Genomic DNA, 10,507 nt, shown 5'->3' on the forward strand with positions numbered 1-10,507 from the left:
GGTGGACATAGCAGCAGGGGTCGCCTGGGGTGGTGCGGAAGAGGTGATGGGATGGATTGGGCCCGCGGGAACGTGTGGTTCGAATGGGCCCCCGGCGAAACGCCAGAGGAGCGCGGCGATGGCGAGCGCGACGATGCCGGCGAGGAGACCACGCCATTGGCCGCGGTCGCGGTCAACTCGGGCGACGTGCCGCTGGAGCGACTGGGGGATGGAGGGCATCTCCAGCGCCTCCGAGGCCGGCTCGCCGTGGCGCTGTTTCGAGGGCGGATGAACCGGCACGTCGTATTCAGCGGAAGCACTGGCTCGGAGTTCCGCGAGCTCACGGCGCAGCGCCTCGGTGTCGACCGGACGCTTCTTGGGGTCTCGGGCCAGGACGCTCTCCACGAGATCGCTCAACTCCGCTGGAACCCGCGCATTCACCAGGCGGGGTGGCGGCGGTGGGAGGGCAAGACTGTTCAAGTCGAAGCGCGGACGAAACTCCGTCGGTCGTGGGTCCGTCAGCAGCTCATGGAGCATGACACCGACCGCGAAGATTTCGTCGGCGACCTGGAAGGCGTAGCGCGCCCGGCGCTCATCCTTGTGCTCGCGCAGGAACTTGAACTGCTCGGGGGCGCGATAGCGGTCCGTGCCTGGAGGCAAACCCCCGTTCGTCAGGTCTTCGGCGAGCGTATAGGTCGCGCAACTGAAGTCGATGATGACGGGCTCGCCGTCGCTCTTGCGGATGAGGACGTTGGACAGCTTCAGGTCCCGGTGCAGGATGCCCCGGCCGTGCATGTACGACAGCGCACCGGCGAGCTTCTCGAAGACGCCGAGGATTTCACGAACGGTCGGGTGCTTGCGCTCCGCCCACTCCGCGAGCGTCCAGCCGTCCACATAGTCGAGCGCGAGGTAGAGGTTCCCGCTCTCCGCGAGGCCATGCCCTTGCGGCCGGACGATGTTCGGATGGTCCAGCATGAGCAGCGCCGTCAACTCCCGCAGCGTCCGAGCATGGGTCTGCTTGAGGTCGCCGCTGGACTCCCGGTGCTGGGCCACCTTGATGGCGCGGTGCCTGCCGTTCTTTTCGCCCAGGAAGACGAACGCGAAGCCTCCGTCGCCGAGTGCCTTGGCCACCTGCCATCCATCAATGAGCGAACCGGGAGGAAGGTTGATCATCGTCGCGCTCATTGGACAGCCACCTCCGCGGGCTGTGGAAAGCGTACGGCTGGAATCGTGAGATGACGTCCCCCATCCCCGCGCACCTCCAGGGTGAAGACAAGGTCTGCCTTCGTTTCAGGCATTTCCACGACCACAAGGACCCGCCTCCACTCACCAGGAGGAATCGGCCCCGGCTGCTTCGCGACGAGCCTCGCTCGCAGAGGCAGGTCGAGCCGGCCCACGAACGTTGCCTCTCCGGGTGTCCAGTCCGGGTGGTCCAACTCATTCTTGATCTTCACGTCCGCCAGAATCCATTTCGTGCCCCGAAAGGCCACGAGCGACTCCACGGAAAGTCCCTGTACAGGCCCCCTCCGGCCCTTTCTGCTGGACGCCGCGATGCCCTTGTCGTCCACGTAGCCAAGCAGCACGAAGTCTTCCGGTTTCGGCGCTGGTGCTTGAGCCGAGGGCGGACAGGTCGTGTTCAGAAGCTCCAGGCGCTGCACGTCGATCCGCGAGTCCACTTCAGCCGGGTGGTTCATGAGCACGAAGGCGGCCCGTGCGGGCGCTCGGCCATCGTCGAAGAAGACTCCAATCTCCAGACGCTCATCGTCACCAAGACTGGCCACGGGCTGAATGATGACGGAGCGCTCGCCCGCATCCAGGAGGCGGATCCGGGACTCATCGAAGGTCAGGGTCTTCTTCTGGATCGGCGAAGAGAAGAGGAACACTGTCGGCGTGTCTCCCGCCACATGGACGATGGGCAGCGGATCGGCGGACGTGCTGGCGATGGTCACGGTGCGCTGACGCCCGATGCGCGTCCTCGTGGCCGGCTGTGCCTGCGCGGCAGCTCCCCAGGTGACAATGAGCGCCAGGGGAAGAGCCAATCTGAAGGGTTGGAGCAAGGATTCGTGACCTCCCGGATGGGCACGCTACCATCGCGGGTGTTCGCGCAGTGGGCTCTTTCCCTTGGCCAAAGTCGCGTCCCAAGCCCCTTGAGCGAGTCAAGACGCTGCCTGGTCGCTACTCCCTGGTAGGGCGCTTACCTGTTCAACCAGAAGTAAGAGTTGGCACTGGTGAGCGCCCTCTCCAGGAACTCGCTGAAGGAGACGGCGATGGGGCGCACGCCTTGAGGGAAGGTCTCGTGGTACGCGTCGAGGAGCGGGTACCGGCCATTCACCGGATGGGCGACGTCCAGGATGACATAGTCGGAGTCCTGGAGATCCACGAGCGTGTACCAGGACGCGGAGCCGAACTGGTCGTCATCACCTGGGCGCATGGCCATGCGGGCTCGGCGGATCTGCTCCAGAGGCAGCAGGTGGTAGTTCGCGTCCGGGAAGGGCTGGAAGAGGGCCGCGCCATCGCAGTGCAGGTAGAAGGCGCGCAGTTCCTCATCGAGCTTCCATCCGACGCGCGCCTCGAAGGCGGCAAGTTGGGCGGGTGTGGCGGGAGGATTGGGGAAGTGGCGGGCGGAGATTTCCGCCAGCAGTCGCTGCATGTTCGTGAGCATGGTGCCGCCCTCAGTCCACGTAGGGGCGCTCAGGGCCCGGTGCCAGCCACTTCCCACTTGGTGCGTAGCAGGCGGGGTACTCGGAATTGAAGACGTTGTGTACGTCATCCGGGGCTGGCAGCACGTTGCTCGGCGCTGTCGGCGGGCCACCGTGGCCCAGGTCGAAGATGTGATGGCCCGGCCAATACTTGCCAGAGCTCGACTTCGGCCACGGGCCAAATTCTCGCCCCCATGCATCACGGAAGCCCGGACGGGCGTTGTTCCATGTCTTCCGCAGGCTTTCTCCATCCACCTTCGGGTAGTCGCAGCAGCAGTGGGTGATGGCCATTCGCCCACCGGCCTCCGCAGGCATGAAGAAGTAGCGGCCCTTCCAATCGCTTTTGATGTCCGCCAGCCAGATGCAGCCCATGAGCCGGTGGCCCTGGGCAGCGCATTTCGATTCGCACCGGGACAGGAATGCGGCGCTGCATTGCCAGGGGCCATAGTAGATGGTCGTGCTCAGCTGTCCTCCATCAGGAGTCACGACCGAGCCTGACCACTTCGCCGAGACCGGTTTGCCGACGGTGCCGATAGTGGCTGATCCACAGCCAACGAGGACGAGTACAAAGGCGGTCGTCGCAGTGCGTTGAGTGCAGACAGGCATCATGGCAAGGCGTGATAGCGCGATTGCTTCCATCCGGAAAAGGGAGAGGACTCCGATGTTCGTCATCATGGGAGCCACGGGCCGGTTGGGCCGTTTCGTCATTGAGGGACTGCTGAAGAAGGTCCCCGCGAACCAGATCGCGGTCGCGGTGCGCAATCCGGACAAGGCCACGGAGTGGGCCGCGCGCGGCGTGCAGGTGCGCCAGGCGGACTACAGCCGCCCGGAGGAGTGTGACGGCGTGTTCTCCCTCGGGGACACGGTGCTGCTCATCTCCTCTGGTGAGGTGGGCCAGCCGCTGGCCGCCACGCTCCAGCAGGGCTGAGAAACACCACGGGGGAGCAGTCCCTGTCGGACGGCCCCCCCGCGTTGCTTCAAGTCTGGACCTCGCGTCAGGCCACCTGCGCTCCGGCGCCGCTCTGGCGGGCCACTTCACGCGGCTCCGGGTACACGGCGCGCTGGGGCGTGGTGATGCGGATGACGCCCAGCTTGGACAGCACGCGCATCACCTGCCACGTGGGGTCGATTTCGAAGGCGCGCGCCGCGAAGTTCGGGCTGCTGCCGTACTTGTGGTGGTTGTTCTGGAACAGCTCGCCCATGCACAGCACGTCCACCGGCAGCGTGTTGCGCGACTTGTCGGCGCCCTTGAAGTTCCGGTAGCCGTACTTGTGCCCGCACCAGTTCACGATGGCGCCGTGCACCGGCCCCATCACGAAGTGCACCGGCAGCAGCAGGAACATCCAGGGCGACGTCGCGAACGTCGCGTAGAACGCCGTGTATAGCGCCACCCAGCCCAGCACCGCGAACCAGGACTGGCCCAGCGTCTCGTCCACGAGCTTCCACTCCGGATAGCCACCCTCGAAGCGCGGCTCCGGCTGGATCCGGCGCGCCAGGATGCCCGTGTAGCGCTCCTTCGTGTGCCACATCATCCGCATCACGTCCTTGAAGTAGTGCGGCGAGTGCGGGTCGTTCTCCGTGTCCGAGTACGCGTGGTGCTCGCGGTGCAGGATGGCGTAGGCGCGCGGTGACAGGTACGACGAGCCCTGCACCAGGTAGGTGAGCAGGTGCATCACCTTCTCCGTGCGCGGACCCATGCTGTACATGCGGTGCGCCGCGTAACGGTGCTGGAAGAAGCTCTGGAAGAAGACGCAGAGCAGCCAGTGACTGATGAAGAAGATGACGATGGCCATGACTCTCCCGTGATGACAGACACAGGGCTAACACCCCCCCTGTCATGGCAATGTCAGCGCTCCCCATGTCACCGGCAGCGGACCGGCCCCACCGTCCCGTCCCGGACGCACGCCACTGAGCGTCCCATTCCTCCGCCTGTCCGCTGGTGGATAAGGCCCGGTGCGGCCATCCATTCGCCTCCGTCCCTCGTGTCGCACCGCGACGTTGCGGGCCGTCCCCAGGGAGGGCAGAAGGGCACGCGGCGCGTCACCCCGGGCTTCACTCCCCTTGCGCCCAGGAGCCTCCACCGTGGATCGGGCAACCCTCGTCGGACTGGACAAGCAGCACGTCTGGCACCCCTACACCGCGATGGAGCAGTACATCGCGAAGACGGACCCGCTCGTCATCGTCCGCGCGGAGGGGGTCTGGCTCCATGACGCGGACGGACGGCGCTACCTGGACGCCAACGGCTCGTGGTGGGTGTCCACCCTGGGACACCGCCACCCGCGCCTCGTGCACGCACTCACCGAGCAACTGGGCAGCCTGGCCCACGTCTCGCTCGCGGGCATCACGCACGGACCCGCGGCCCTGCTGGGCGCGGAGCTGACCGCGCTGGCTCCGGGCGCGGACCGGGCGGACGTGCCCTCGGAGCAGAAGCTGTCGCGCGTCTTCTATTCGGACAACGGCAGCACCGCGGTGGAGGTGGCCATCAAGATGGCCGCGCAGTACTGGGCCCAGAACGGCCGCCCCCGCCGCACCCGCTTCATCACCCTGACCGGCGCCTTCCACGGCGAGACGATTGGCGCCACCAGCGTGGGCGGCGTGCACGAGTTCCGCGACGTGTTCGGCCCACTGCTCTTCGACGTGGTGCACGTGCCGTCCCCCGCTGAACCCGATGGCCACGTGCGCGCCCTGGCCGAGGTGAAGGCCGCGCTCGCGGCGGATCCGGACGGCATCGCAGGCGTCATCCTGGAGCCCGTGCTCCAGGGCGCGGCGGGCATGTGGATGTCGTCGCCGGACTTCGTGCGCGAGGTTCGCGAGGCCACCCGCGCGGTGGACACCTTCCTCATCGCCGACGAGGTCTTCACCGGCATGGGCCGCACCGGTGCTCGCTTCGCGGTGGACCTGGCCGGCGTGGTGCCGGACCTCCTGTGCCTGGCCAAGGCGCTCAGTGGGGGCATGCTGCCCTTCGCCGCCACGCTCGCGTCCGAGCGCATCTTCCAGGGCTTCCTGGGGGCGAAGGACCGGGCGCTCTATTACGGGCACTCGTACTGCGGCAACCCGCTGGGCGCGGCCGTGGCGCGCGAGGTGCTGGCCGTGTACCGCGACGAGGACGTGCTGGGGCAGGTGCAGCGCAAGGCGCCTCGCGTGAAGGCCGCCTTCGAGCGCATGGCCGCCACCCTCCCCGGACTGGTGCGCCCGCGCGCGGTGGGCATGGTGGGCGCGGTGGACCTGGGTGGCGGAGGCTACTTCGCGGACAGCGGCTGGCGCGTCTACGAGGCCGCTCGCCGCCGCGGCCTCTACCTGCGCCCCATGGGCAACACCGTCTACATCGCGCCCGCGCTCAACATCCCGGACGCGGACCTGGACCTGCTGCTCGCGGGCGTGGAGGACAGCCTGCGCGAGGTGGCGGCGGGCTGAGCCGTCCCTTCCGGGTGGCGGAGTGGCGGAGCGCTGCGTCCGTACCCGCCCACCAGCGCGTGCCAGGAGGCCCCTTCCTGCCTTCTGGTGCTGCGAGGCCGTCACCGTGCGCATCCGTTGAGTCAGGCGCCGTGCCGGTGCCGGCTCTTGAGGAGGGAACCGCCGTGACACTCGAAACCCACCGTCCGCAGACAGGCCCCGGCCTGCCCGGCGGGCTGACGCCGGACAGCGTGGAGTTGTTCCGGGCGCAGCTGCGCGGCACGCTCATCCAGCCAGGAGACGCCGACTACGCGGAGGCGTGCCAGCTGTACAACGCGATGATCCACAAGCGCCCGGCCATGGTGGCCCGGTGCGCGGACGTGGCGGACGTCATCGCCGCGGTGGCCCTGGCCCGCGAGCGCAAGCTGCCCCTGGCCGTGCGCGGCGGCGGCCACAACGGCGGCGGACTGGCGCTGGTGGATGACGGACTGGTCATCGACCTGTCGCGCATGCGCGGCGTGCGCGTGGATCCCGAGGCCCGCACGGTGCGCGTCGCGGGCGGCGCCGTCTGGGGGGACGTGGACCACGCCACCCATGCCTTCGGGCTCGCGGTGCCCTCCGGCATCATCTCCACCACGGGCGTGGCCGGGCTCACGCTGGGCGGCGGCCTGGGATACCTCACGCGCCGCTTCGGGCTCACCATCGACAACCTGCTCGCCGTGGACATGGTGCTCGCGGACGGTCGCTTCGTCACCGCGAACGAGGAGAAGTTCCCGGACCTGTTCTGGGCGGTGCGCGGCGGGGGCGGTAACTTCGGCGTGGTGACGTCGTTCCTCTTCCGGGCCAACCCCGTGGACATCGTCATCGGTGGCCCCACGCTCTGGCCCCTGGACCGCGCGGCGGAGGTGATGCGCTGGTACCGCGAGTTCCTTCCGGCCGCGCCGGAGGACCTCAGCGGCTTCTTCGCCTTCATCACCGTGCCGCCCGCGCCGCCCTTCCCGGAGGAGCTCCACCTCCAGAAGATGTGCGGCGTGGTGTGGTGCTACACGGGCGACCCCGCGCGCGCGGACGAGCTGTTCGCGCCCGTGCTGGCGCTCAAGCCCGCGCTGCACGGCGTGATGCCCATGCCCTTCCCGATGTTGCAGACCGCCTTCGACGCGCTCTACCCGCCGGGACACCAGTGGTACTGGCGCGCGGACTTCGTGCGCGAGATTCCGGACGCGGCCATCGAGCAGCACGTGTCCTTCGCCGAGCGCCTGCCGTCCATGCAGTCCACCATGCACCTGTACCCCATCGACGGGGCGGCGCACCGCGTGGGCCCGCATGACACGGCCTTCCGCTTCCGCGACGCGCGCTGGTCGGAGGTCATCGTCGGGGTGGATCCGTCACCGGAGCGGGCGGCGGACATCTCCACCTGGACGAAGGAGTACTGGAGCGCGCTGCACCCGTACTCGGCGGGCGGCGCCTACGTGAACTTCATGATGGAAGAGGGCCAGGAGCGCGTGCAGGCCACCTACGGTGACAACTACCCGCGGCTGGTGGAGGTGAAGCGGACATACGACCCGCAGAACCTCTTCCACGTGAACCAGAACATCCTGCCCGGTCCGGTGAAACCCCCGAGCGTCGCGCACTGAGGCGCGCGCTCAGGCCTGGGCCCGCGGAGGGAGCGGCAGGTCGATGAAGAAGGTGGCGCCCTGGCCGGGGGGGCTTTGCAGGACCAGCTTGCCGTGGTGGCCCTGCACGATTTGATGGGCGATGAAGAGGCCCAGCCCCAGGCCGTGAACGGTCTGGGGCGGGCCGCCGCGCTCGAAGCGCTCGAAGACGCGGGCCTGGTGCTCGGGCGGGATGCCCGGGCCGCCGTCCGACACGTAGAGGATGAGCCGGTCGCCGCGCCTGGTGAACCCGATGCGCAGCGGCGTGCCCGGCGCGTACTTGATGGCGTTGGACACCAGGTTCGTCAGCACCTGCTGCATGCGCGAGCGGTCCCACCACACGCGCAGGTTCAGCTCCGCCCGCAGCTCCAGGACGCAGCGGGCCTGCTCCATCTGTTCGCGGAAGGTGTCGAGGACCTCGTGGATCATCTCCATCGGGTCGCTCTCCTCCATGTGGAAGTCCAGCTTGCCCGCGCGGATGCGTGAGACGTCCAGCAGCTCGTCCACCAGCCGCGACATCCGCTCCACCTGCCGCAGCGCGGAGTCCATCGCGGACGTGAGCTTCTCCGCGGAGGGCGGCTCGCCGCGCTTGGGAGACAGGCGCCGGCGCGTCATCTCCAGGTGCAGGAGCAGCGCGGTGACGGGAGTCTTCAGCTCGTGCGACGCCACGCCCAGGAAGGTGTCGCGCGCGGCGACCGCGTGCTGGAGGTCATGCGTGAGGGTCTCCAGTTGCTGGCGCGCGTGGGTGCGCTCGCTGACCTCCTGCACGGCGACGAGCAGGCCCTGGATGCGGCCCTTTCCGTCGCGCTGGGCGTGGATGTCCACGTCCAGCAGCAGCTCCTTGAGGCCGCCCTGGCTGTCCGGCTGGCGCGCCGGGACCTCGCGGCCCACGAAGGGTTCGCCGGTGCGGTAGACGCGCTCCAGGTGCTGGAGCAGCACGCCGTGGCCTCCGACCGGTTGCGCGTCGCGCGCGGGCCTGCCCAGCATGTCCCGGCCCATCAGGTTCGCGAACATGGGGTTGATGACAGAGAAGACGAGGTCCGGGCCCATCATCACGCACATGGCCGCGGGGGCCTGCATGAAGAAGTCGGACAGCTGCTGCCGGGCCTGCCCCAACTGGAGCTGGCTGTCCACGCGCGCCAGCAGCTCGCGCGCGGAGAAGGGCTTCACCAGGTAGTCGTCCGCGCCGGCCTGGAGCCCCTCGATGCGGGCCTCCTCGCCCGCGCGCGCCGACAGCATGATGAAGGGGATGCCGCGCGTGCGCGCGTCGCCGCGCAGCTTGTGGAGCAGCCCGAAGCCGTCCAGCCGGGGCATCATCACGTCGCTGAGGATGAGGTCCGGCGTCAGCTCGAGCGCCGCCTCGAAGGCCGCCTCGCCGTCCGCCACCGCGCGCACGTTCCAGTGGGCCGACAGCAGGCTGCTCACGTACCCGCGCATGTCCGCGTTGTCGTCCGCGACGAGGACGCGCCCACGCCCCATGGGCAGCGCGAACCCCGCGCCTGTGTTTCCCAGCACGGAGGAGCTGCTGAAAGCCCTCACTGGCTCCGGCTCGGCACCCGGCGGCGGGAGGGACTCCGGCGCATCCGGCAGCCAGCGCAGGGCCTCCTCGCTGAAGGCGGACCCCAGCTTGCCCGCGTGCGGGGTCCCTTCGTCCTCCTGGACCTGTTCAGCGGGCAGGTGCGCGCGGCCCAGCGGCAGCTCCACGAAGAAGGTGCTGCCCTCGCCCTCCACGCTGTGGACGCCCAACGTGCCGCCGTGCAGCTTCACCAGCTCCTGGATGAGCGCCAGGCCAATGCCGGTGCCTTCATGCGTGCGCCCGCGCGAGGACTCCACGCGGTGGAAGCGCTCGAACACGCGCGGCAGCTCCGCCTCCGGGATGCCGGTGCCGGTGTCCCGCACGGTGAGCCGCACCCGCGTCCCCTCACGCTGAAGCCGCACGGTGACGCCGCCGTGGAGCGTGAACTTGAACGCGTTGGAGAGCAGGTTGAGGACAACCTTCTCCCACATGTCCCGGTCCACGTAGATGGGCTCGCCCACGTCCTGCGTCTCGACGGTGTACTGGAGCCCCGCCTTCTCCATGGCGGAGCGGAAGACGCTGGCCAGGTCCTCGGTGAGCCGCGTCAGGTCCGTGGGGTGGTAACTCGCCTTCACCCGGCCCGCCTCGATGCGCGAGAAGTCCAGCAGCGAGTTGACCAGCTTCAACAACCGCAGGGCATTGCGATGGGTGAGCTCCTGGCGCGCGCGCTGCGATGGCGGCAGGGGCGCGGACGCGTCCGCGAGCGACTCCTCCAGCGGCCCCAGGATGAGCGTGAGCGGCGTGCGGAACTCGTGCGACACGTTGGAGAAGAACGCCGTCTTCGCCCGGTCGATGGCCGCCAGCGCCTCCGCGCGCTGCGCTTCCGCCTCGTAGGCGCGCACGCTGGCGACGGCGTTGGTGACCGTGGCCTGGAGCTGCTCGTAGAAGCCGCGGTAGGTGTCATCCATCGCGCGGCGGGGGCTCACGCCGGCCACCAGGTAGCCGAAGGGCTCCGCCATTCCGGCCGGGTGGATGGGCAGCACGCGCGCATGCGTCGGCGGCTCCTCGTACGGCCCCAGCACCGTGCCCATGTCCAGGTTCAGGCTCAGCGGCGCGCGCGGCACGTCCAGCGGGTCCGCGCCCGCGGTGGCGAAGGGCCACGGCCCGTCCAGCCCCGCCTCCACCGGGCTCCACGCGGTGCCCGGGGGCAGGCCCTGTCTCTTACACACATCTCCGAGCCCACCAGACCCTCCTGAAACTCGTATGCC

General features: G+C 68.9%; 9 protein-coding genes. 3 read left to right on the forward strand and 6 right to left on the reverse strand.

Annotation, left to right across the window (positions count from 1 at the left end):
* From D7Y15_RS39790 to D7Y15_RS39805, 4 genes are all read right to left on the reverse strand, one after another.
* On the reverse strand, positions 1–1,164 hold a 1,164-nt coding region (locus D7Y15_RS39790; protein ID WP_233605265.1), incomplete at its 3' end, for a serine/threonine-protein kinase.
* Entirely contained in the window at positions 1,161–2,036 is an 876-nt protein-coding gene (locus D7Y15_RS39795; protein ID WP_120580902.1) for a DUF2381 family protein, read from the reverse strand. The genes D7Y15_RS39795 and D7Y15_RS39790, both read right to left, overlap by 4 nt.
* A gap of 137 nt (positions 2,037–2,173) precedes the next feature.
* Complete coding sequence (locus D7Y15_RS39800; RefSeq protein WP_172810418.1) at positions 2,174–2,641, reverse strand: SMI1/KNR4 family protein; 468 nt, start codon at positions 2,639–2,641, stop codon at positions 2,174–2,176.
* A 10-nt stretch (positions 2,642–2,651) separates the two neighbouring features.
* Positions 2,652–3,353 (reverse strand): hypothetical protein, encoded by a 702-nt coding sequence (locus tag D7Y15_RS39805; protein ID WP_233597459.1) that lies wholly within the window; start codon positions 3,351–3,353, stop codon positions 2,652–2,654.
* Between D7Y15_RS39805 and D7Y15_RS39810 the strand changes: the two genes are divergently transcribed.
* Positions 3,340–3,606: an NAD(P)H-binding protein gene (locus D7Y15_RS39810; protein WP_306466123.1), complete on the forward strand. Its 267-nt coding sequence runs from the start codon at positions 3,340–3,342 to the stop codon at positions 3,604–3,606. The genes D7Y15_RS39805 and D7Y15_RS39810 overlap by 14 nt on opposite strands.
* A 67-nt stretch (positions 3,607–3,673) precedes the next feature.
* Here D7Y15_RS39810 and D7Y15_RS39815 read toward each other — a convergent pair whose 3' ends face one another.
* Entirely contained in the window at positions 3,674–4,471 is a 798-nt protein-coding gene (locus tag D7Y15_RS39815) for an acyl-CoA desaturase (protein WP_120580904.1), read from the reverse strand.
* Positions 4,472–4,760: 289 nt separating this feature from the next.
* Here D7Y15_RS39815 and bioA point away from each other — a divergent pair, with 289 nt between their 5' ends.
* Entirely contained in the window at positions 4,761–6,092 is a 1,332-nt protein-coding gene (gene bioA / locus D7Y15_RS39820) for an adenosylmethionine--8-amino-7-oxononanoate transaminase (RefSeq protein ID WP_120580905.1), read from the forward strand.
* 164 nt (positions 6,093–6,256) lie between these two features.
* Entirely contained in the window at positions 6,257–7,705 is a 1,449-nt protein-coding gene (locus D7Y15_RS39825) for an FAD-binding oxidoreductase (RefSeq protein WP_121755826.1), read from the forward strand.
* 9 nt (positions 7,706–7,714) lie between these two features.
* Here the strand turns inward: D7Y15_RS39825 and D7Y15_RS39830 are convergent, their stop codons facing one another.
* Positions 7,715–10,468 (reverse strand): ATP-binding protein, encoded by a 2,754-nt coding sequence (locus tag D7Y15_RS39830; RefSeq protein ID WP_233605266.1) that lies wholly within the window; start codon positions 10,466–10,468, stop codon positions 7,715–7,717.
* Between the last annotated feature and the right edge of the window lie 39 nt (positions 10,469–10,507).

Origin of the sequence: Corallococcus sp. AB030 (assembly GCF_003668965.1) — a bacterium.
Taxonomy (GTDB): domain Bacteria; phylum Myxococcota; class Myxococcia; order Myxococcales; family Myxococcaceae; genus Corallococcus; species Corallococcus exiguus.

Excerpts from the sequence above, each read along its gene's own strand:
- D7Y15_RS39815 (WP_120580904.1), bottom strand. The coding sequence starts at position 4,471 with ATGGCCATCGTCATCTTCTTCATCAGTCACTGGCTGCTCTGCGTCTTC.
- D7Y15_RS39810 (WP_306466123.1), top strand. The coding sequence starts at position 3,340 with ATGTTCGTCATCATGGGAGCCACGGGCCGGTTGGGCCGTTTCGTCATT.
- D7Y15_RS39805 (WP_233597459.1), bottom strand. The coding sequence starts at position 3,353 with ATGATGACGAACATCGGAGTCCTCTCCCTTTTCCGGATGGAAGCAATC.
- D7Y15_RS39800 (WP_172810418.1), bottom strand. The coding sequence starts at position 2,641 with ATGCTCACGAACATGCAGCGACTGCTGGCGGAAATCTCCGCCCGCCAC.